Here is a 21979-nt window from a genome sequence, read left to right on the forward strand (position 1 = left end):
TCACCACAGTTCGCTGAGGAGGGCCAGGAGGGCGCCGAGCGCGAGCGCGCACACGCCCAGGCGCAGCCACCGGTACTTCGCCGCGAGCACGAGTCCGTGCACGCTGGCCTGTTCGAGGAGCCAGCCGGTGGCGTCCGCGCCGGGCGGGGCCAGCCGCTCGCGCAGTTCGCCTTCGGACGGCCCCGTCGCGAGGTCGCGCAGGAGCGTGCGGTCCGCTCCTATCCGGGTGCGGGGCAGGACCACCGACACGAGCATCAGGACGCCGGCGGTCCACAGCGCGCCCGCCACCAGGAGGAGGCCCAGGCCGACCCCGGCCCTGGGCACCAGGGCGCGGTCCCCGGAGAACACGACCGCGAGGAAGGCGAGGGCGCCGGACAGCAGGATCGCGGCCTTGGTGTCGGCCCGCCCTATGTCCTCGCGAACGGTGGAGAGCAGCCGCTCGGCCATGAACCGCAGCTCTTCGGGCGCCACCGGTGCGGCGGGGGCCGGGGCGGCGCTTCCCTGCGGGTCCGGGGTCGTCACTCCTCCTCCCAGTCGTCGAATTCCTCGCTGTGCCGGCCCGGGCGCGCGCTCCCGGAGGTCCGCCGCCGGTCGGTGCCCTCCAGGTCGTACGGATCGTCACGGTCGAAGCGGTCGTACGGGGCGTCACCCTCGTACCGGTCCCGGTCGCCGCCCCGGCGGCGCGGCCCCCGCTCGCGGTCCCCGTCGCCGTAGGCGTACCCGCCCCTGTCCCTGTCCCGCTCCCGTTCGCGCTCGCGCTCGCGGTCGGAGCCCGACTCGACGTGGGTCGGCTCGTACACCCGCCGGTCGTGCGGGGCATCGCCACGCTCGCCGCGCTCTCCGTCGCCTCCGTGGTCTCCGCGCTCTCCGCGCTCTCCGTGCTCGCGGCTGCCCCCGCTCTCCCTGCTCTCCCTGCTCTCCCTGCTCTCCCCACTCCCTCGGGTCTCCCAGGTCTCCCGGCTCCCCCGGGACTCCCGGCTCCCCCGGGACTCCCTGCTCCCTCGGGTCTCCCTGCTCCCCCGGGTCTCCCTGCCGTCCCCGTACTCGTCGCCCCAGTCCGGTCGGACCGGCTCCGGAGCACCCTCTTCCAGGGCGCGCCGCGACCGTGAACCCCCCGGTCCGCCCGCCGGGTTGAGCACGTGGTCGGTGATGCCGCCGACGACGTTGCTGGTCTGCGTCCGCAGGTACATCAGGACCTGGTACATCTGCTCGCCGATGTCGTGCCGTTCCAGGACACCGGTGTCCAGGAGTCGGTTGAAGACGGCCAGGTAGTCCTCCTGGCCCTCGCGCCGCTCCCGCTGGAGCTGCATGCGCATGTCCCACTGCTTGTCCGGGTTCATCGCCATGTGGTGGGCGATCTGGGCCAGGTCGCCGCGCCGGAACAGGACCTCCATCTCACGGGCCCGTTCGGCGATCAGGGCCCGGTCGGCCGCGTCCTTGCGGCGCTCCGCCTCGGCCTCGCGCGCGTCGGCCTCCATGGTCACGCCGACCCTGTCCCGACGGTAGACCTCGGCCTTCACCGAGTCGTCGAGGTCGATGAAGACATGGACCCGGGTCTTGAGCCCGATGTCCCGGCCGAGGACGAGGCGTCCGGCGCCCAGCTCGTCCTGGACGGCCTCGTCCACGCGCTGCGCCTCGGTGATCCGGAACCTGCGGGACAGCCGGCGGAGCCTGTCGAGCAGCTCGTCGTGCAGCAACTCGGCGACGTCCTCGACCTGTTCCTGGACGACGAGGTGCGGATCGGTCACCACCCACTGGACCCTGGCGACGGCCTCGAAGAAGACGCCGTCCCCGGAGGCGGGCAGCTGGAGCCGGAACTCCGTGACGTTGCGGCCGAGTTGGACCTCGAACACGGTGTAGGGGGAGCCGAGCAGCGGCTTGTTGACGTCCTCGTAGCGATCCGGCCAGACCACGCGGTGTCCGCCGTTGCGGTAGAGGAGAACCGCGGCGACCCGGCCGCTCCGGCGGCGGTACGGGGGTGCGTACTCGCCGAGGAGCGGCCCGCGCGGCCTTCCGGAGGCCTCGGGGCTCCACTGCTCCCGTACGCGCCCCTCACCCCGCATCTCTCCGCGCGCCTCGTCCCGTCCCCCGTCCCGTCCCCCGTCCCGCCCCTCTTCCCACTCCTGACCCTCCGGCACCCGCGCGCCCTCCTGCCCCTGTTCGCGGTCCGACCCGCGTTCCCGTTCCCGGTCCCTGCCCCGGTCCCTGTCCGGGCCCCCGTCCCGATTCCTGCCCCGGTCCCGATCCCGGTCCCGGTCCCCGTACCGCGCCTCGCCCGGCCCGTCGTACCGCTGCCGTTCCCGCTCGTCGCGCTGCTGCCGGTCCCTGTCGTCCCGCGCGCGCCCGGGCCCGTCGTCGTACCGCTGCCGTGCCCGGCCGTCCGGCGCGCGCCGGTCCGCGCCCCGTCCCTCCGGCGTCCGCTCGTCCCACCGCGCCTGCCCGTCCGGCCGCGCACCCCTGTTCTGCTCGGGCCCGGTCATCGGTTCGCTCCTTCCGTCACGGCGTCCCACATGCGGCGCGCCGCGCCTCTGCCCAGGGGCCTGTCGCGGTCCCGGACCAGTTCGTTCAGCAGGCCCCTGAGGCGGTCGCGGTCGCGGCGGTCCACGGCGAGCAGCGGCAGGAAGCGGCAGACGTGGCCGAGCGCCTCCTCGTCCTTCGCGGCCCGCCGGAGCAGGCTCCCGAGGGCCTCCAGGGCCACCTCGCCGGAGCGTGCCGTGGCGAGCGTGTGCCGCAGCAGCCGGGCGAGGTCGGGGGCGAGCGCGGGGTGGGTGGCGAGCAGGGCGACGAGCAGCGGGCGGGCCGCGTGCGGGTCGAGCTCGGGCACGTCCCGCAGGCCCCAGAGGTGGGTGGTCCGGGTGCTCAGCGCGCGGATGACGGCGAGGTGGACCAGGTTGGCGAGGTTGAGCCGGCCGTCGTCGAGCCAGTGGCCGAAGCGCCGCAGCACGGGCTCGGGTTCGCCGGAGGCGAGCAGCCGGGCCGCGCTGAAGGCCGCGGCCCCGAGCACGTCGGCGTCGGACGCCTCGTGGACCCGGACGACCCGGGCCAGCGCGTCGAGCGAGCCGGGCACGTCCCCGGCGGCGAGCACGTAACCGTGGGCCAGCAGCGCGGTCCCGACGAGCCCGGAGTCCGCGGAGACCGCCCAGTCCTTGAGCACCGCGGCGACGGCCGGCCGGATGCGGGGGTCACGGGCGGACTCGGCGAGCGCGGTCGCGGCGGCGAGCCGGGCCACGGGCGCGTCCGTCACGGCGAGGGGCACGATCAGCTCACGGAATCCGTGGATCCAGTCCCAGGAGCAGAGCACGCCGGCCGCGACGGAGGCCCGCACCCACACCTCGGCGCGCGGGTCGTCGCACAGGGCGCGCAGCCAGCGCGCCACCGGACCGCGGACGTTGTGGTAGCCGTGCCAGATCTCGCCGAGCACGGCGCCGGCCAGGGCCTCCCCCTGGAAACGGACCGCCCGCACCGGCACCTTCGCCGGGCCCAGGTCCAGTTCGCCGTCCTCAAGGACGGCCCGGGCCCGCACCGGCCGGTGCTCGGCGTGCGTGCCGAACAGCCGCCTTCCCGGGGCGTGTTCGGGGTCGAGGGTGACGGCGAGCTCCCAGGCGAGGAGTTCGGAGGCCTCGGCCGCGAGGCTGTAGGCGGAGCCGTCGAAGACGGCGACGGCGATACGGAACGCTCCCGCGCTCAGGGCGGGGAGCGCCTCGGGCAGCGTGCCGGGGCGGTCCGCGCCCGCGAACCATTCGCGGGCCTGCGCCGTCACGAAGGCGGCGCAGTCGGCGCGGAGTTGCTCGTCGGTCACCTCGCCCCGCCAGTGACGGGCGAGGTGGTCCGCGAGCCGCGCGGCCTCGCGCGGCCGCAGCTCCTCCAGGCCGAGGGCCGTGACGATGTCGGGGCGGACGGCGAGCGCCTGCGCGCCGTCGAGGGCCTCGGCGGGCTCGGCGCGCAGCAGGTCGCGGAGGTGGCGCCGGAGGACCTCGTCGGCGGGCGGCGGCGCGCAGTACATCCCGTACCGTCCGCGGAGCATCCGGTCGGCGAGCTCGCCGTTCTCGACGAGGACGACCCCGTACGCGTCACGGCCGCGCAGCAGCTCTCCGAAGCGGTCCAGGTGCAGCTCGGACAGGCGGGTGGCGGGGCGGCGCGCGGAGGTGGGGCCGTCGCCGCCGGGGCCCGAACGGGAGTGCCGCGGTTCGCTCTCGGTCCTGACGTCCTCGGTGAGCAGCTCCAGGAGGTGGCCGCCGCTGTCCTGGAGGGCCTCGTCCGTGATCTCGTCGACGCCGTGGCGCGGGTCCAGCCGGAAGATCTGGCCTTCGGCGAGCTCGTCGAGGAGGGCGAGCGCGGTGGCCTTGCGACCGCTGCCGGGCTCGCCGCAGAGGACGAGGACCCGGCGCTCGCGGAGCTGCCGCTTCATGCGCGCGTAGTCGGCGGTCTCGCAGTACACCCGGCCGAGGTGGTCGAGCGCCTCGGGCGGGACGGGGCCCCGGACGAAGCGCGCGGACTCCTCGGAGGCGTACAGGGAGAAGAACTGGTTGCCCTCGAAGACGGTGCCGTCGCCCTGGATGTTGGTGTGGCGGTCGCCCGCCGCGCTCGCCCAGGTCCGGACGGCGCGCCGTGCCGTGGCGGCGCCGCCGGTGTCGCCCTCGCCGCCGAGGGGGCCCCGGTCGGCGGACGCGAAGACGTTCGGCTCGCGCGGCTGGTCCCCCGGCCCGTCCCCCCGGTCGGCCCCGCCCGCCCGGTCGCCGTCCCGGTCCCCCCGTCCCGCACCGCGGTCCGGCCCCCGCTCGGACCCCCGTTCCGAGCCCCGCTCGGATCCTCGGTCCGACCCCCGGCCCGATCCCCGGTCTCCGCCCCTCTCCCCACCCCTGTCCGCGCCTCGGTCCCCACCTCGGTCCCCACCTCGGTCTCCGCCTCGGTCCCCACCCCGGTCGTCGGCGCCGCGGCCCGCGTCCTGGGCGTCGTTCGCGGACGCGCCGTCGTCGTGGTCGCTCACTCCCGCTCACCCGCCCCCGCGTCCTTGCGGATTCCGGTGAACCCGCCGTGGATCGTGTTGCCGTGGACGTCGAGCAGGTCGCCCCCGACGTGGTACGTGCGGTTCCCCCCGCCGGTTCGGGGCGTTGGGCCGTCCCCCCGCGACGGCCCAACGCCGGTCCCTGAATCCACCCCGGGCACCCGCCGCCCCCCGGAGGCGCCCCCGTTCGCGCCCGCGCCCCCGTCCGCGCCGTTGTCCGCCCCCTCGTCCGCCCCCTCCTGCGGGAGCTCCCCCTCGGGCCCGATCAGCGGCGGCGCGGTCCGGCGCGGGACGTGGAACCAGGCGGCCTCGTCGGTCTCCTTGGACCGGATCCGGGCCCGCCGGTAGTGGTCCGGCTCCACGTACCGCCCGCCCTCGGCGACCACGTTCCCGTACAGCCAGTCGGAGACCACGACGAGCAGGTCGACGTCGGGGGTCTCCGCCATGATCCGCTTGGCCGTGGGGCTGTCGCAGAGCCGCGCGGCGAGGTCCACCGCCCGCCCGACGAGCCCGTGCCGGTCCTGGACCACGAGTCCCGCGTTCATGCCGATCCGCAGGCGCAGCCGCCGGCTCCGGCCCGTGTTCTGGGCGCGGAGGCTCTCGTACAGGGTGTCGATCCACCGTCCGACCATGAGCCTCGGCGGCATGTCGGGGCGCAGCGCGGCGAGGACGCCGTCCCCCCGGTCCTCCTGGTGGAAGGTGCCGGGCTCGACGCCGACGGAGGCGTACGCCTCGTCGAACGCCGCGTACATCGCCGTGCGGTGCAGCTGCTTCTCGGCCATGTCCAGGGTGCCGGACCCGCAGATGTCGCCGAAGACGACGAACCGGTGGATCCCGCCCGAGGCGGCTTCGCGGCGCGAAACCGCCTCCCCGTGCGCCCCGTTCACTCCCGCACTGCTCACTCGGACTCCCTGTCGGATGCCGTGGTGCCGTTGGTGCCGTGGTGGTGCGTGTCCAGACTGGCCGCGTTCCGCGACCGGCGATGTAGCCGTTTACACATCCGGCGGAGATTCGTCCGCCTGTTCCGCGCGGGGGCGCGCACGCCCCTCGGCGAGCAGCACGAGGACCCGCATGTCGATGACGATGACGGTGCGGTTCGCGGTGCGGACGACGTCCTGTTCCCGCAGCAGCCGCAGTGCCTTGGCCACGGCCTCCCGGGTGGCTCCGATGGCCGCGGCCAGGTCGTGCTGGGGCAGCGGGAGCTCCAGTACGGTCCCGGCGTCGGCCGGCCGGCCCGCGCGCTCCGCCAGTTCGACGAGGCGGGCCGCGAGGCGCTGGAGCACGGTCTCGGAGGCGAGCGCGCGGCGTTCGACGTCGGCGCTGCGCAGCCGGGTGGCGAGCTGGCGCATGATCAGCGAGGTGGCGTGCGGCCGGGCGGCGAGGAAGCGCCGGAAGCGGTCGCCGGAGACGGCCACCGCCTCGACCGCGCCGAGCGCGGTGACGGTGGCGCTGCGCGGCCGCAGGTCGACGGCGGCGAGGTCGCCGACGACCTCGCCGGCGCCGCGCAGGGCGAGGATGAGCCGGGAGCCGCGCTCGGTGCCGACGGAGACGACGGACCAGCCGGAGAGCAGCGCGAGGACGTAGGCGCTGGTGTCGTGTTCGCGGATCATCACCTCCCCGGGTTCGTAGGCGCGGCGGGCGCCCTCGGCGATGAGGGAGCGGCGGTCGGCCGCCGGGAGGGCGTGCAGGAAGGAACGGTCCTGCCCGAAGAGACTCATCACCCGTTCACCCCCGTACCGTCCGCCTCCCCTCGGGGAGACCGCCCACCGGTGATCGACCGGCGCCCTTCGCGTGTGTGTTCGCACCTCATGTGGCATGTCCCGCCACATTGTTGACACTGTGTCACCTCGTGGGGTGAAGAACGCTAGAGGTGCGGAACGGCGGCGTCAACGAGCACGGGGGGCGCAGGGGAGCGCCGTTCCCGGCACCCCTGCGCCCCCCGTCGGAGCAGCACGAAAGAATCACGGAACCGCCACGGAAGCCGTGCTGAAGCACCGCTGAACTCCCGTGGAAGCCCCCGCGACCGCAGCGTCACGCCTCTCGGATCACTCCCGGACCAGAGCCTCACTCCGCCGGGCTCGGAGAGCGTCACGCCCCTCGGCCCAGAGCACCACGCCTCCCGGCTCGGAGAGCGTCACGCCTCCCGGCTCAGAGCCTCGGGTCGACCGGCTCCGACTCCAGGGCGAGGACCGCGAAGACGGCCTCGTGGACCCGCCAGAGCGGTTCGCCGTCCGCGAGCCGGTCGAGCGCCTCCAGGCCGAGTGCGTACTCGCGCAGCGCCAGCGACCGCTTGTGGCCGAGGAACCGCTGCCGCAGCCGCTCCAGGTTCTCCGGCCGGGTGTACTCGGGACCGTAGATGATCCGCAGGTACTCCCGGCCGCGCACCTTCACGCCCGGCTGCCCGAGCCGCCCCTTGGCGTCACGGACGAGCGCCGCCAGCGGCTTGACGACCATGCCCTCGCCGCCGGCTCCGGTCAGCTCCAGCCACCAGTCGGTGCCCGCGCGGACCGAGGCCTCGTCGCCGGTGTCGACGACGAGCCTGCGGGTGACCTGGAGCAGCCCCGTCGGGTCGTGCTCCACCAGCCGGTCGAGCCAGGCCAGCTGCTCGTCGTGCGGCACGGCGGCGAGCGAACGCCCGCGCGCCGCGAGGAGCTGGAAGGGCGCGAACCGCACGCCCTCCAGGCCCTCGGTCGGCCAGCAGTACCTGCGGTACGCCTCGGTGAACGCGGCCGCGTCCACCTGCCGCTCCCGCTGCTTGGCGAGGAGCCCGTCGAGCCCCTCGACCCCGCGCGCCACCGCCCGCTCCAGGGCGTCGACCGCCCCGGGCAGGACGGCGCCGGAGGCCGCGCCGACCGCCGCGTACTGCGAGCGCAGCAGCCCGGCCGACTTGAGCGACCACGGCATGAGCTCCCCGTCGAGCAGCAGCCAGTCCGTGCCCAGCTCGTCCCAGAGCCCGGCGGCGCCGATCGCGGTCCGCAGCCGGTCGAGGACCTGCTCGGTGACGGCCTGGTCGTCGAAGAAGGGCCGTCCGGTACGGGTGTGCAGGGCGCCCGTCACACCGGTGACGCCGAAGCGCTCGCGGGCCGCCTCCTCGTCGCGGCAGACCAGGGCCACGGCCCGGGAGCCCATGTGCTTCTCCTCGCACACGACCCGCTCGACGCCGTCCGCCCGGTACTGGGCGAAGGCCTCGGCCGGGTGCTCCAGATACCCCTCGGCGCGCGAGGTGGCGGTCGGGGCCATGGTCGGCGGCAGGTAGGTCAGCAGCCGGGGGTCGACGGCGAACCGGCTCATGACCTCCAGGGCCGCCGCCGCGTTCTCCTCGCGCACGGCGAGGTTCCCGAGCTGCCGGGTCTCCACGATCCGCCGCCCTTGCACGTCGGCCAGGTCCAGGGGTCGCCCCTCGTGCCCGCCGGGCGCCTCGGTCACGAGCGGCCGGGCCGGCTCGTACCAGACCCGCTCGGCGGGTACGTCGACGAGTTCGCGCTCCGGCCAGCGCAGCGCGGTCATCTTCCCGCCGAACACGGCCCCGGTGTCGAGGCAGATGGTGTTGTTGATCCAGGAGGTGTTCGGTACGGGCGTGTGGCCGTACACGACGGCGGCCCGGCCCCGGTAGTCCTCCGCCCACGGGTAGCGCACCGGCAGCCCGAACTCGTCGGTCTCCCCTGTGGTGTCCCCGTACAGCGCGTGCGAACGCACCCGGCCGGAGGTGCGGCCGTGGTACTTCTCCGGCAGCCCGGCGTGGCAGACGACGAGGGCACCGCCGTCGAGGACGTAGTGGCTGACGAGCCCGTCGATGAACTGCGCGACCTCGGCCCTGAACTCCTCGCTCTCGCCCGCCAGCTGCTCGATCGTCTCGGCGAGCCCGTGGGTCTCCTGGACCTTCCGGCCCTTCAGCCAGCGGCCGAGCTTGTTCTCGTGGTTGCCGGGCACGCAGAGGGCGTCGCCCGCGGCGACCATGGCCATGACGCGCCGCAGGACGCCCGGCGAGTCGGGGCCCCGGTCGACGAGGTCGCCGACGAAGACGGCCGTGCGCCCCTCGGGGTGGTGTCCGTCCACGTATCCCAGCGTGGCGAGCAGGGTGTCGAGCTCGGACCGGCAGCCGTGGATGTCACCGATGATGTCGAAGGGTCCCGTGAGGTGACGCAGGTCGTTGAAGCGGCGCTCCAGCACGATCCCGGCCTCGTCCACCTCCTCGACGGAGCGCAGGACGTGGACCTTGCGGAAGCCCTCGCGCTCCAGTCCGCGCAGCGAACGGCGCAGCTCGCGGCGGTGGCGCTGGATGACGTGCGCGGGCATGTCCGCGCGGTCGGGTCGGCCGGCGTTCCGGCTGCGGCAGACGTCCTCCGGCAGGTCGAGGACGATCGCGATCGGCAGCACGTCGTGCGACCTGGCGAGCTGGACGAGCTGGCGCCTGGCCTCCTGCTGCACGTTGGTGGCGTCGACGACGGTCAGCCGCCCGGCCGCCAGCCGCTTGCCGACGATGTAGTGGAGGACGTCGAAGGCGTCCTTGCTCGCGGACTGGTCGTTCTCGTCGTCGGCGACGAGCCCCCGGCAGAAGTCGGAGGAGACGATCTCGGTCGGCTTGAAGTGGCGCCGGGCGAAGGTGGACTTGCCGGAGCCGGTGGCACCGACGAGCACCACGAGGGACAGGTCGGTGACGGGCAGGGTGCGGGTCATGCCGTGACCTCCTTCAAGGTCTCGTCGGTCGTGGTCTCGGCCGTGGCCTCGGCCGTGGTCTCGGCCGTGGCCTCGGCCGTGGTCTCGGCCGTGGTCTCGGTACGGGTGAAGACGGCCATCTGCGTGGGCGGGCCGACCTCGGGGTCGTCCGGTCCGACAGGGGCGAACTCGACGCCGTACCCGTACTGTCCGGCGACTCCGACCGCCCAGCCCCGGAACTCCTCCCGGGTCCATTCGAAGCGGTGGTCGCCGTGCCGGACGTGTCCGGCCGGCAGCGACTCCCAGCGCACGTTGTACTCGACGTTCGGCGTGGTCACGAGCACCGTACGGGGCCGGGCCGCGCCGAACACCGCGTACGCGAGCGCCGGCAGCCTCGGCAGGTCCAGGTGCTCGATCACCTCGCTGAGCACGGCCGCGTCGTAGCCGGCGAGCCGCTTGTCGGTGTACGCGAGCGAGCCCTGGAGCAGCGTGACCCGGGCGGCCTGCCGCTCCCCCATCCGGTCGAGCCGCAGTCGCCGCGCGGCGACGGTCAGCGCCCGCACGGACACGTCGACGCCCACGATCTCCGTGAAGCGCACGTCCTTGAGCAGTGCCTGCACCAACTGGCCCTGCCCGCAGCCCAGGTCGAGCACGCGGGCCGCTCCGGCCGTGTGCAGGGCGGCGAGGATCGCCTCCCTGCGCTGCTCGGCGAGCGGCACGGGCCGCTCCTCCGTGTCGCTGGACTCGTCGACGGCATTGTCGACGTCCTCGACGTCGAGGCCCTCGGCCTCGGCGAGCCGCACCAGTTCGAGCCGCTCCGTCGCCTCACGGGTCAGGCCCCAGCGGCGCGAGAGATAGCGCGCGGTGATCAGCTTCCGCTCCGGGTGCCCGGCGAGCCAGCCGTCCCCGGCGCGCAGCAGCTTGTCGACCTCGTCGGGCGCGACCCAGTAGTGCTTGGCGTCGTCGAGGACGGGCAGCAGCACGTACAGCTGGTTGAGCGCGTCGGCGAGCCGCAGCTCGCCTTCGAGCACGAGCCGCACGTACCGGGAGTCGCCCCACTCGGGGAACTCGCCGTCCAGCACGATCGGTTCGGCCTCCACCGTGGCCCAGCCCAGCGGCCCGAACAGCGCGCGGACGAGGTCGGCGCCGCCCCTGGCGGGGAGCGCGGGGACCTCGATCCGCAGCGGCAGCGGAGCGGCGGCCCGCTCGGGCATCGCCTGGCACACACCGTGCAGCGCGGTCTTGAAGACCTTGGCGAGTGCCACGGCCAGCAGCGAGGACGCCGCGTAGGGCCGGTCGTTCACGTACTGCGCGAGCGCGGAGTCGGGGGCGCCGCCCCGGCCCTTGCCCTTGCCGCGGCGCACCAGCGCCACGGGATCCACCTCCAGGAGGAGTGCCGCGGTGCACCGCTCGGTGCTCGCCTCGGGGTAGAGGACGTGCGCGGTGCCGTGCGAGGTCGAGAACGCCTGCGCCCGCTCGGGATGCTTGTGCAGCAGAAAACCGAGATCGGTCGCGGGTCGCTCCGAGTTGCCGATGGTGCTGATTGTCAGGAACACATGCCCGAGTATGAGCGGCCCTTGCCCGCCCGACCAGGCATTTTCCGCGCACCCGCGTCAGCTCCCGGGCGTCAGCTCCCTGGCCAGAGCGGTGATCGCGGCCGGTCCGACACGGCAGCAGCCACCGATCAGCCGGGCACCGGCTCCCGCCCATGCGACGGCGCGCGACGGGTCGAAGGTGACGTCGCCGCGCCAGCCCCGGGCCCCGGCGTCCCACCGCTCCCCGCTGTTCGGGTAGACCACGGCCGGCTTCCCGGTCACGGCGACGGCGAGCTCCACGGCGGACCCCACCCCTGCCGGGTCGCAGCAGTTGATCCCGACCGCCACGACCTGGTCGTTCCCGGCGGCGACCGCGAAGGCCTCCGCCAGCTCCTGCCCCGCCCGGGTCCGCCCGCCCTCGACCGTGTACGAGAGCCACACCGGCACCCCGCACCCCTCGACCGCCCGCAGCAGCGCCTCCGCCTCGTCCGCGTCGGGCACGGTCTCCAGGGCCAGGACATCGGGCCCGGCCGCGGCGAGCACCTCGATCCGGGGCCGGTGGAACCGCTCCAGCTCCCGCACGGACAGCCCGTACCGCCCCCGGTACTCACTCCCGTCCGCAAGCATCGCCCCGTACGGCCCGACGGACGCAGCCACCCACACCTCCTCCCCCACACGCTCCGCCGCCGCCCGGGCGAGCTCCACGCTCCGGGCGAGGAGCCGCGCCGTCTCCGCCCGGCTCACGCCCCGCCGGGCGAAGCCCTCGAAGGTGGCCTGGTAGGCGGCGGTGGTGATCACCCGGGCACCGGCCCGTACGTACGCCGCGTGCGCCGCCTCGATCTGCTCGGGGCCGTCGGCGAGGAGCCGCGCGGACCAGAGCCCGTCCGAGAGGTCGCAGCCCTGCGCCTCCAGCTGGTTGGACAACCCGCCGTCGAGGACGAGCGCGCCCTCGACGAGGGCCTCGGCGAACGTACGGACCGGTGTCATCGGCTCACCCCGCTCAGCCCAGCTGCGACTGGACGCGCGCGGAGATCAGCTCCAGGTGGTCCAGGTCGTCGAGGTCGAGGACCTGGAGGTACACCCGGGAGGAGCCGATGGCCGCGTACCGACCGAGCTTGTCGACGACCTCGGCGGGCGAGCCCGCGAGACCGTTCGCCTTGAGCTCGTCCACGTCCCGCCCGATGGCGGCGGCCCGACGGGCCACCTCCGCGTCGTCCTTGCCGACGCACACGACCAGCGCGTTGGAGTACACGAGGTCGCCGGCCGGCCGCCCCACCGCCTCCGCCGCCGCCCGGACCCGGCCGAACTGCCGCTCGCTGTCCTCCAGCGAGGCGAACGGGATGTTGAACTCGTCCGCGTACCGCGCGGCCAGCCTGGGGGTGCGGCTCGCGCCGTGGCCGCCGATCAGCACCGGGATCCTGTCCTGCGCGGGCTTCGGCAGGGCGGGCGAGTCGGTGAGCCGGTAGTACTCCCCCTCGTAGGAGAAGGTCTTGCCGAGCTCGGTCTCCCACAGGCCGGTGACGATCGCCAGCTGCTCCTCCAGCCGGCCGAACTTCTCCTTCGGGAACGGAATGCCGTAGGCCTTGTGCTCCTCCTCGAACCAGCCCGCGCCGAGCCCCAGTTCGACCCGGCCTCCGGACATCCGGTCGACCTGGGCGACCTGGATGGCGAGGACTCCGGGAAGCCGGAACGTACCGGCCGTCATCAGGGTCCCGAGGCGGATCCGCTTCGTCTCCCTGGCCAGCCCGGCCAGGGTGATCCAGGCGTCCGTCGGTCCGGGAAGCCCGTCGGACGAGCCCATGCTGAGGTAGTGGTCCGAGCGGAAGAAGGCGTCGAATCCGAGCTCCTCGGTGGCCCGGGCCACCGTGAGGAGGGTGTCGTAGTCGGCCCCCTGCTGGGGTTCGGTGAAGATGCGAAGATCCATGCCTCCATCCTGCACCGTGGGGTGCGTGTCAACCTCTCCGTCAGCTCGCGGGCGGCTCCGGCACGGTCGGGTGAATATCCGTCCCCGTGGCGGGCCGCGTCCACCCCGGCCAGTGACCGTGGCCCGGGACCCGTCGTTGGCTCGGGCGGAGCCGGACCGCCCGGCCCGCGTGCCGGCGGCCGCTGCCGGTGCGTCGCTCTCTCTCGTGTCCCCGCCACGGCGGCGGGGGCCGGGCCGAGGAGGCCGCCATGTCCCAGGAAGCCGCGCCGGAGCGGGCCGTGCCCGAGCAGTCCGCGCCGCCGTCCGTGCCCGAGCAGAAGGCCGCCGGCGCGCCCAAGGGCCTGCTCCAGCAGATGGAGGAGCTGATGGCAGCGCTTTCCGCCGACCTCTCCCAGCTCGACGCCGACATCCAGTCCTCGGCCGACCGCCTGGACCCGGAGCCCACCCCGCCCGGCACGGACCGGCCCGGACCGGAACACCCTGACGCCGATCAGTACTGCAGCGATCAGCGCGGTCACGGAAGCGAGCACCGCGAGGGCGCCGGCCACGAGCCCGACGGCCGTCCGGCCGCCGACGGCCGCCCTGCCCCCGGCGACGCGCGCCCCCTCTTCTAGAGCCACCGCGGCCGCCGCACAGCCCCCGGCCGATCGCCGTCCGCCGTTCACGCCGGACCCGGCCCGGGGCCCGCCCGGCCTCGGGCCGGGTCGGGCGGACGGGTCCGCTCACGGTCCCGCACCTCCAGCCTCCGCAGCATCCCGCCCACCCGGTCGTTCGACTCGTCGACCGCGTCGATGGCCTCGATGCACTGCCAGTAGAGCCCCTCCTCGTCGGTGGCGCAGGCCACCCCGACGAGCGCGATCCCCACGTCCCCGAGCAGCGCCCCGAGCGCCGTCAACGCCACGACCGGATCGCCCACCTCGGTCAACTGCGCCGCACGCGGCCCACCGGACCCCCACGCCGGGTACTCCCCGATCTCGCTCAACCCCCGCGCCTCGCCGCGCAGTTCCAGCGGCCCGCAGAGCGCGAGATGACTTCCCATCGCCTGGGCGAGCGCCTGCGCCTGCCAGGCCTCCGCCACGATGTCCTGTGCTGTCCCGCTCCCCGCCAGCGCGTGCCGCCCGGCCGCGATGAGCCGCTCTGCTTCCATCAACGCCGCCCCCGTTCGTACGACTTACCGCCCACTCATTCCACTACCCAGAGTGAGGCCGCCTGAGCCCCAACACCAGGGGAATTCGGAAATCTGTGGACAGTAGGCTCGACGGGGAAAAGTCGATCACTCCGAAGAGTGACGATCTCCTGTCGCGGCCCCGCCGCCTTCCCCTCCACCCCGCCGCCGGACGGGAAATCGGACCTCATTCCTGTCGATCTTCGCCGCGAGCGCCACCAGGGGGTCGACCCCGAGCACCTCGCAGAACTGGAGCAGATAGGCGAGCACGTCGGCCACCTCGTCCGCCACGCGATGCGCCGACTCGGGGTCGTCCATCACCCGTTCCGCCTGCTCAGGGGTCAACCACTGGAAGATCTCCAGGAGTTCGGACGCCTCCACGCTGAGCGCCGCCGCCAGGTTCTTGGGCGTGTGGAACGGCTGCCAGTCACGGGCGGCCGCGAACGCGGCCAGCCTGCGCTGCAGCGCCGCCACGTCAAGCCCTGCCGCGTCACCGCGCACCACGTCGCCGCGCACCACGTCCCCGCCCAACACGCCCTCACCCACCGTCTCGCCGCCCACCGTCTCGCCGCCCGACATCTCGCTGCCCGGCGTCTCGACGCCCGCCGTCTCGTTCTCCGTCATACGCCCAGGTCTACCACCGTCACCCCGGGCACCCGACGCGCCTCCCCCGCCCCTTGCTCCCCGACCGCCCCCGCGACCCGGATGTGCCCGTCGGCGGCGATGCCCACGGCGAGGCCGAGCAGTTCGCGCACCTGGCGCCCGTCGAGCCCCCGGTCCAGGCCGTCGGCGAGCAGGGTCAGGCTCTGCATGGCGTCGGGCACCTCGGCAATCCGGTCCATCGCGAGCACGCCGGGGCCCGTGAGCAGGGTGAGCGCCAGCGCGAGGTAGCGCAGTTCACCGTCGCCGAGGCGGCCGAGCGGCGTCGCGGGCCGACCGCCCCGTTCGAGGACGGCGCGGACGGTGCCGTCCCGGAGCTGCTGCACGCCGAGCCCCGTGACGGGCCCCGCGCAGCCGGCGCCCGCCACGGCCGCGAGGCGGTGGTGTCTGCGCGGGCAGTCCGTGTGGGTGCGGTGCAGGACCTCGGCGAGGTTGGCGCAGTCGCGCCGCAGCCGCCCTTCGCCGGGGAGGACGGGAGCCCGCATCCCCTCGGGCCGGGGGTCGCAGGGGAAGGCGGATCGCAGCCCGATGACCAGTTGCTCGGCGGCGGCCAGGACCTCCAGCTGTCCGGGGGTCTTGCCCGCGACCCGCAGCGGCAGCAGGGCCGTACCGAGCAGGTCGTCGGGGAGGGGTGCCCGCGTGACGGGGGTGGCGCCGGCCGTGTGCCACTCGGCCTGGACGGTGCTGCGGCCCGGGTCGCGCAGCGCGGTGGCGAGGAGGGTGCGGCCCCGTCCGGTGAGCCGCTCGCCGACGATCCGGAGCCGGGGCTCGGCCTGGACGGCGAGGTCGAGGTGGACCGGGCCGGCCGGCCCGTCGACCGTGCACCCGATCCGGAAGCCGCGTCGGCCCTGGGCGTCGGGCCGGGCGCGCTCGGGAACGCAGTCGGCCGCGTCGGGGAACACCTCGTCGAGGGAGTCGCCGGCGCCGAGCCGGGCCAGGGCCTCGTACGCCCGGAGCGTGGTGGACTTGCCGCTTCCGCTGGGCCCGGCGAAGAGGGTGACGGGCCCGAGCGCGTGGACGGCACCGCGGTGCCCGGCGAACGCGGACAGGCGCAGCTCGGTGACGACCGGCCGGGCGACGCCCCGCCCGCCCCCGCCCCTGGGAACGCCCCCCGAAGGAACAGCTCCGGAAGGAACAGCCCCCGAAGGAACGACCCCCGATCGCCCGGCAAGGGCGCCGGAGGGAAGCGCGTCGGAGGGGTGGGCGCGTGGGGTGCGGGCGAGCGTGCTGCCGCCGGTGAGGTCCATGCCCGGACCGTACGCAGCCCGCTCTCTGACGAACCGTTACGTCCAGATGACCTTCCTACGAACGGGGGACACCGGCGGTCCGGCCGCCCACGACCTCCTCCCCGTCCTCGCCCTCCGCACCCTCGACCTCCGTACCGGCCGGGGCAAGGAGGAAAACGTTCCGGTCGACGCGGTGCATCCCGCTGCCGAGGCCGAAGACGACGCCGCTGCTGAAGTCGAGGATGCGCTTGGCGACATCGGTGTCGGCGCTCGTCAGATCGAGGAGCACCGGGATCTGGGCGATGAGGTACTCGGCGACCTCACGGGCGTCGGCGAACACCTGGACCCGCAGCACGATCATGCGGCGCTGCTCGGCGGACTCGTACTGCTCGGGGATCGTGCGGTGGTCGACCCTGGACGGCCATTCGTCACGGCCGCGCAGGGGCACGACCTGGGCGAGGCCCTCCCACTGCTCGTCGGTGACGTCGTACCTCTCGTACCTACTCATGGGCCCATCCTCCCGCTCCTCACCCGTTCGGCCCAACAACGACACGAGGTCATGGCGGGACGGCGAGCGGAAGGGGCCGACGACCGGCCCCTCGACCCGTCAGCCGCGGCCTCAGGCGAAGGTCTTGGCCAGTCTGCGCAGGCCTTCCCTGATCTCCTCGGCCGAGTGCGTGGTGAACGACAGCCGCATCGCGCGCGGGTCCGGCTCCCCGCAGAAGAACGGCGCCCCGGGAACGTACGCCACCTCGTGGCCGACGGCGGTCTTGAGGAGTGCCGTCGCGTCGTGGCCCTCGGGGAGGGTGACCCAGATGAACATGCCGCCTTCGGGCCGGTTCCAGCGGCTGCCCTCGGGCAGCGCGGCAGGCAGGCCTTCGAGCATGGCGTCCCTGCGCTCCCGGTACGCGGCCCGCACCCCCGCGACGTGCGCGTCGAGGTCGCTGTCGCGCAGATAGCGCGCGGCCGCGGCCTGGTCGATGGAGGAGGTGTGCAGGTCGGCGGCCTGCTTCGTGATCACGCACGCGCGGCGCAGCCCGGCCGGAGCGCGCAGGTAGCCGAGCCGGAGCCCGGGTGCCATCACCTTGGAGAAGGAGCCGAGGAGGACGGTCCGGTCGGCGGCCGCGGGGTCGGCGGCGATCCAGGGAACGCGCTCGCCGTCGTAGCGGAGTTCGCCGTACGGATCGTCCTCGACGATCCAGAACCCGTGCCGCGCGGCGGCGCCGGCGACGGCGGCACGGCGCTCGGCCGGGAGCGTGCGGCCCGTGGGGTTCTGGAAGGTGGGGACGAGATAGAGGAGGGTGGCCTTCTCGCGCGCCGCGATCTCCTCCAGCGCGGCGGGGATGACGCCCTGGTCGTCGGTGGGCACGGGGACGACACGGGCACCGGCGAAGGCGAAGGTCTGGAGGGCCGCGAGGTAACAGGGGTCCTCGACGAGCACCACATCGCCCGGTTCGACGAGGGCCGTGGTGAGGAGCGTGAGGGCCTGCTGCGAGCCCGTGGTGATCAGCAGGTCGTCGGGGTCCGTGGGCAGGTCGCGCGCGGCGAGCCGGCCGGCGATCGCGGTGCGCAGTTCCGGGTCGCCCTCGGTGGTCGAGTACTGGAGCGCCCGCTGCGGGTTTTCGGCCAGGACACGGTCGTACGCCGCTCGGATCCCCGCGACGTCGAACAGCTCGGGGGCGGGCAGTCCTCCCGCGAAGGAGATCACCTCGGGGCGCGCGGTGAGCGCCAGGATCTCCCGTACCGGCGACGACGCGACGCTGGACAGCCGCGCGGCGGTGCCGGGAGCGGGGACGGAGGCGGACGCGGACGCGGACGAGGCCGAGGCGGAAGACGGGGCCGAAGCCGAGGCCGAGGAGGCGTTCGCGGGCGTCGAGGCGGCGGAAAGCATGGCGTCAGCATATAGACGGCCCGCGCCCTGTCCAGGTGTACGGAATCCCGGAAGAATCAACCGAGTTGAGGCTTCCGGCGCCTACGAGACCGCTGCCCGCCCGACCGGTTCGTCGCGGGCGTCGGCCCAGAGGGAGCGCACATGGCCGAGGTGTCGGCGCATGCAGTCCTCGGCGCCGCCCGCGTCACCGGCGACCATCAGGTCGAGGAGTTCGAGGTGTTCCTCGGCGGAGGAGACCAGCTTCCCCGCCTCGTCCAGGCCGGTCAGGCCGTAGAGGCGGGAGCGCTTGCGCAGCTCGCCCACGGTCTCGACCAGGCGCTCGTTGCCGGAGAGCGCGAGCAGCGCGAGATGGAAGCGGCGGTCGGCCTCCAGGTAGCCGATGAGGTCGTGTTCCCTGGCGCGGGACACGATCTCCTGGGCGACCGGCCGGAGTTCCTCCAGCTGCTCCGGGGTGGCCTTCCGGGTGACGTGGCCGATGGTGGGGACCTCGATGAGGGTCCGCAGTTCGGTGAACTGGTCGAGGTCCCGTTCGCTGACCTCGGTGATGCGGAAGCCCTTGTTGCGCACGGGCTCGACCAGGCCTTCCCGGGCCAGGTCGAGCATCGCCTCACGGACCGGTGTCGCGGAGACGCCGAGGTCGGCGGCGAGTCCGGGGGCCGAGTAGACCTGCCCCGGGCGGAGTTCGCCGGCGATCAGGGCGGCCCGGAGGGCGTGCCCGACCTGGTCGCGGAGCCGCTCGTGCGCTCTCACGAGGCCGTACTGTTTCAGGTCACCCATCGTGCGTCCTCCGAGAAGTCACGGAGGAGCATCGTACAATGTCACGTTTCTCTGGCGCGTCTCAGAGGAGGAACCCGGCGGGGAAGGGATCGTCGGGGTCGAGGAAGTACTGCGCGGTGCCGGTGATCCAGGCGCGGCCGGTGACGGTCGGGACGACGGCGGGCAGGCCGCCGACCTCCGTCTCGCCGACGAGCCGGCCGGTGAACTCCGTACCGATGAAGGATTCGTTGACGAAGTCGGTGTCGAGCGGGAGCTCGCCGCGGGCGTGCAGCTGGGCCATGCGCGCCGAGGTGCCGGTGCCGCACGGGGAGCGGTCGAACCAGCCCGGGTGGATGGCCATGGCATGCCGCGAGCGGGTGGCGTCCGAGCCGGGCGCCTCCAGGTAGACGTGCTTCACGCCGGCGAAGGCCGGGTCGAGGGGGTGGACGGGCCGGTCGGGGCCCGCGTTGATCGAGTCCATGACGGCGAGTCCGGCCGCGAGCAGCTCCTCCTTGTGGTCGCGGTCGAACGGCAGGCCCAGGGAGTCGAGTTCGACGAACGCGTAGAAGTTGCCGCCGTAGGCGAGGTCGTACGTGACGGTGCCGAGCCCCGGCACCTCCGTCTTGAGGTCGAGCGCGACGGAGAACGCGGGAACGTTGGTGAAGGTGACGGAACACGCCCGCCCGTCCTCGACGCGGACGTCGACACTGACGAGCCCGGCAGGCGTGTCGAGGCGGACGGTGGTGACGGGCTCGACGACCGGCACCATCCCCGTCTCGACGAGCACGGTCGCGACACCGATGGTGCCGTGACCGCACATCGGAAGCAGCCCGGACACCTCGATGTACAGCACGCCGTAATCCGCGTCGGGCCGGGTGGGCGGCTGAAGAATCGCACCGCTCATCGCCGCATGCCCGCGCGGCTCGAACATCAGGAGCGTACGGAGATGGTCCAGGTGCTCGATGAAGTGCAGCCGGCGCTCGGCCATCGTGGCACCGGGAATGACCCCGACACCACCGGTGATCACACGCGTGGGCATGCCCTCGGTGTGCGAGTCGACGGCATGGAAGACATGACGCGTACGCATGGGTCCCCTTCAGACGTACGGACGGATGGAGGTTCCTGCTACGGAGCCGACGGAGGCTCCCGCTACGGAGCCGGAGGAGGCTCCCGCTACGGAGCCGACGGAGACTCCCGCTACGAAGCTCACGCGTGTCCCTCGGCGAGCGCCTTCTCGGTCGCGGCGCGCACGACGGCGTCCTGCTCGGGCGTCAGCGGCGGGCGGGGCGGGCGGGTGGCTCCCCCGTGGCGCCCGGCGAGGTCCATGGAGAGCTTGATCGCCTGGACGAACTCGACCTTGGAGTCCCAGCGCAGGAGCGGGTGGAGGGCCTTGTAGAGAGGGAGCGCGACGCCGAGATCACCGGCGACGGCGGCCCGGTAGAGCGTGGCGCAGCTGCGGGGCAGGGCGTTCGGATATCCGGCGACCCAGCCGACCGCGCCGGCGAGGGCCAGCTCCAGGAGGACGTCGTCGGCGCCGATCAGGAGGTCGAGCTCCGGGGCGAGTTCGGCGATCTCGTACGCCCTGCGGACGTCACCGCTGAACTCCTTGACGGCGACGATGCTGCCGTCGCCGTGCAGGCGCGCCAGCACGGCGGGCGTGAGGTCGACCTTGGTGTCGAGCGGGTTGTTGTACGCGACGACGGGCAGGCCGACGGCGGCGGCCTCGGCGTAGTGGGCGCGTACGGCCCGCTCGTCGGCCCGGTAGGCGTTCGGCGGCAGGAGCAGCACCGAACCGGCCCCCGCCTCGGCGGCCTGCTCGGTCCAGCGGCGCGCCTCGGCGCTCCCGTACGCGGAGACCCCGGGCATGACCCGCGCCCCGTCACCCGCGGCTTCGACCGCGGTACGGACGACCTGGGCGCGCTCGTCGTCGGTCAGGGTCTGGTACTCACCGAGGGAACCGTTCGGGACGACCCCGTCGCAGCCGTTGGCGATCAGCCAGGCCACGTGCTCGGCGTACGCGTCGTAGTCGACGGACCGGTCGTCGCGCAGCGGGAGGGCGGTGGCGACCATGATGCCGTGCCAGGGGTGGGCACGGTGCCCGCTCTGGGCAGGCTGTGCCGGGGCATGCTCGTGGGCCATGAGGGACTCCCTTATATGGTGTGTGACATTTTATCTATCTCCGGTAGGGCCACAAGAGGGTGAATCGGGTGACTGTGGCGGCTGACGGGAAGGGAAGGGGGTGTTCAGCAGGTGTTCAGGGGGCACTCTGCGGCACGAGGACCGGGCGCGGCACGTTCCGGGGGTGGCCCGGACGCTTCCACTCCCTCGGGTAGCCGACCGACACCTCCTCGAAGCGCACGCCGTCGTGCACGGTGGTCCGGGGGATGTGGAGGTGTCCGTAGACGGCCACGGCGGTGTTGAACCGGCGGTGCCAGTCCGCCGTGCGTTCCGTCCCGCACCACTGGGCGAACTCCGGGTAGCGCAGGATCCGGGTGGGTTCGCGGAGCAGGGGCCAGTGGTTGACCAGGACGAGCGGGACGTCGGGGTCGCACTCCGCGAGGCGCCGCTCGGTGAGGGCCACCCGCGCCGCGCACCAGTCCTCGCGGCCCGCGTACGGGTCGGGGTGCAGGAAGAACTCGTCGGTGCACACCACCCCCGCCTCGTAGGCCTGCTCCAGCGACTCCTCCTTGTTCGCGGCCGTCGGCGTGCGGAAGGTGTAGTCGTACAGCAGGAAGAGGGGCGCGATCCGGACCGGGCCGCCGTCGCCCTCCCACAGCGCGTACGGATCCTCCGGGGTGAGCACGCCCAGGCCGCGGCAGACGTCCACCAGGTACTCGTACCGCTCGACGCCCCGCAGCTGGACCGGGTCCTCCTTCGGCGTCCACAGCTCGTGGTTGCCGGGGCTCCAGATCACTCGGGCGAACCTCTCGCTGAGCGTCCGCAGCGCCCAGGTGATGTCCTCGCTCAGCTCCCCGACGTCACCGGCCACGATCAGCCAGTCGCCGTCCGACGACGGACGGAGCTCTTCGACGATCCGCTTGTTCTCCTCGTGGGCGACGTGCAGGTCGCTGATGGCGAGAAGCTGCGGCTCGCGAGGGGCACGGGGGGTACGAGGAGTACGAGCATCGTGAGGAGTACGAGGAGAAGGGTTGCTCTCCATG

Annotated in this window: 19 protein-coding genes; 1 reads left to right on the plus strand and 18 read right to left on the minus strand. The window is 73.8% G+C overall.

Annotated features, from left to right (window positions below; all coding sequences use genetic code 11):
* The 9 genes from ACFC0G_RS11715 to ACFC0G_RS11755 all read right to left on the minus strand — a co-directional run bounded on the left by ACFC0G_RS11715 (position 1) and on the right by ACFC0G_RS11755 (position 13120).
* On the minus strand, positions 1–522 hold the full coding sequence (locus ACFC0G_RS11715; RefSeq protein WP_376400978.1) for a Pycsar system effector family protein: 522 nt from the start codon (positions 520–522) through the stop codon (positions 1–3).
* A complete protein-coding gene (locus ACFC0G_RS11720) occupies positions 519–2480 on the minus strand; it encodes a hypothetical protein (protein WP_376400981.1) in 1962 nt (653 codons plus the stop codon). The genes ACFC0G_RS11715 and ACFC0G_RS11720 overlap by 4 nt, the downstream gene beginning before the upstream one ends.
* Positions 2477–4987: a hypothetical protein gene (locus ACFC0G_RS11725; RefSeq protein WP_376400983.1), complete on the minus strand. Its 2511-nt coding sequence runs from the start codon at positions 4985–4987 to the stop codon at positions 2477–2479. The genes ACFC0G_RS11720 and ACFC0G_RS11725 overlap by 4 nt, the downstream gene beginning before the upstream one ends.
* Positions 4984–5907 (minus strand): hypothetical protein, encoded by a 924-nt coding sequence (locus ACFC0G_RS11730; RefSeq protein ID WP_376400986.1) that lies wholly within the window; start codon positions 5905–5907, stop codon positions 4984–4986. Before ACFC0G_RS11730 ends, ACFC0G_RS11725 begins: the two co-directional genes overlap by 4 nt.
* A gap of 90 nt (positions 5908–5997) precedes the next feature.
* Entirely contained in the window at positions 5998–6723 is a 726-nt protein-coding gene (locus ACFC0G_RS11735; RefSeq protein ID WP_376400988.1) for a Crp/Fnr family transcriptional regulator, read from the minus strand.
* 430 nt (positions 6724–7153) lie between these two features.
* A complete protein-coding gene (locus ACFC0G_RS11740) occupies positions 7154–9682 on the minus strand; it encodes a polynucleotide kinase-phosphatase (protein WP_376400991.1) in 2529 nt (842 codons plus the stop codon).
* Positions 9679–11217 carry a 3' terminal RNA ribose 2'-O-methyltransferase Hen1 gene (locus ACFC0G_RS11745; protein ID WP_376400994.1) on the minus strand — a complete coding sequence of 513 codons (1539 nt, stop codon included), beginning with the start codon at positions 11215–11217 and terminating at the stop codon, positions 9679–9681. The genes ACFC0G_RS11740 and ACFC0G_RS11745 overlap by 4 nt, the downstream gene beginning before the upstream one ends.
* A 57-nt stretch (positions 11218–11274) precedes the next feature.
* Positions 11275–12183, minus strand: a complete 909-nt coding sequence (gene mmuM / locus ACFC0G_RS11750; RefSeq protein ID WP_376400997.1) for a homocysteine S-methyltransferase — start codon at positions 12181–12183, stop codon at positions 11275–11277.
* Between the two features lie 13 nt (positions 12184–12196).
* A complete protein-coding gene (locus ACFC0G_RS11755; protein ID WP_376401000.1) occupies positions 12197–13120 on the minus strand; it encodes an LLM class F420-dependent oxidoreductase in 924 nt (307 codons plus the stop codon).
* A gap of 248 nt (positions 13121–13368) precedes the next feature.
* Here ACFC0G_RS11755 and ACFC0G_RS11760 point away from each other — a divergent pair, with 248 nt between their 5' ends.
* On the plus strand, positions 13369–13734 hold the full coding sequence (locus tag ACFC0G_RS11760) for a hypothetical protein (RefSeq protein ID WP_376401501.1): 366 nt from the start codon (positions 13369–13371) through the stop codon (positions 13732–13734).
* Between the two features lie 47 nt (positions 13735–13781).
* Here the strand turns inward: ACFC0G_RS11760 and ACFC0G_RS11765 are convergent, their stop codons facing one another.
* The 9 genes from ACFC0G_RS11765 to ACFC0G_RS11805 all read right to left on the minus strand — a co-directional run bounded on the left by ACFC0G_RS11765 (position 13782) and on the right by ACFC0G_RS11805 (position 21978).
* Complete coding sequence (locus ACFC0G_RS11765) at positions 13782–14267, minus strand: DUF6099 family protein (RefSeq protein WP_376401003.1); 486 nt, start codon at positions 14265–14267, stop codon at positions 13782–13784.
* A gap of 126 nt (positions 14268–14393) precedes the next feature.
* Positions 14394–14759 carry a nucleotide pyrophosphohydrolase gene (locus ACFC0G_RS11770; protein WP_376401462.1) on the minus strand — a complete coding sequence of 122 codons (366 nt, stop codon included), beginning with the start codon at positions 14757–14759 and terminating at the stop codon, positions 14394–14396.
* A gap of 146 nt (positions 14760–14905) precedes the next feature.
* Entirely contained in the window at positions 14906–16192 is a 1287-nt protein-coding gene (locus ACFC0G_RS11775; protein WP_376401006.1) for an ATP-binding protein, read from the minus strand.
* Between the two features lie 55 nt (positions 16193–16247).
* On the minus strand, positions 16248–16679 hold the full coding sequence (locus ACFC0G_RS11780) for a cell division protein SepF (protein ID WP_024758847.1): 432 nt from the start codon (positions 16677–16679) through the stop codon (positions 16248–16250).
* 111 nt (positions 16680–16790) lie between these two features.
* Complete coding sequence (locus tag ACFC0G_RS11785) at positions 16791–17879, minus strand: PLP-dependent aminotransferase family protein (protein ID WP_376401465.1); 1089 nt, start codon at positions 17877–17879, stop codon at positions 16791–16793.
* Positions 17880–18143: 264 nt separating this feature from the next.
* Entirely contained in the window at positions 18144–18839 is a 696-nt protein-coding gene (locus tag ACFC0G_RS11790; RefSeq protein ID WP_376401009.1) for a GntR family transcriptional regulator, read from the minus strand.
* A 61-nt stretch (positions 18840–18900) separates the two neighbouring features.
* A complete protein-coding gene (locus tag ACFC0G_RS11795) occupies positions 18901–19905 on the minus strand; it encodes a proline racemase family protein (protein ID WP_376401011.1) in 1005 nt (334 codons plus the stop codon).
* Positions 19906–20024: 119 nt separating this feature from the next.
* Positions 20025–20957, minus strand: coding sequence for a dihydrodipicolinate synthase family protein (locus ACFC0G_RS11800; RefSeq protein WP_376401014.1), 933 nt, complete (start codon positions 20955–20957; stop codon positions 20025–20027).
* A gap of 115 nt (positions 20958–21072) precedes the next feature.
* Positions 21073–21978: a metallophosphoesterase family protein gene (locus ACFC0G_RS11805; protein ID WP_376401017.1), complete on the minus strand. Its 906-nt coding sequence runs from the start codon at positions 21976–21978 to the stop codon at positions 21073–21075.
* Position 21979 lies beyond the last annotated feature (1 nt).

Origin of the sequence: Streptomyces sp. NPDC056169, from assembly GCF_042268445.1 — a bacterium.
Lineage (GTDB): Bacteria > Actinomycetota > Actinomycetes > Streptomycetales > Streptomycetaceae > Streptomyces.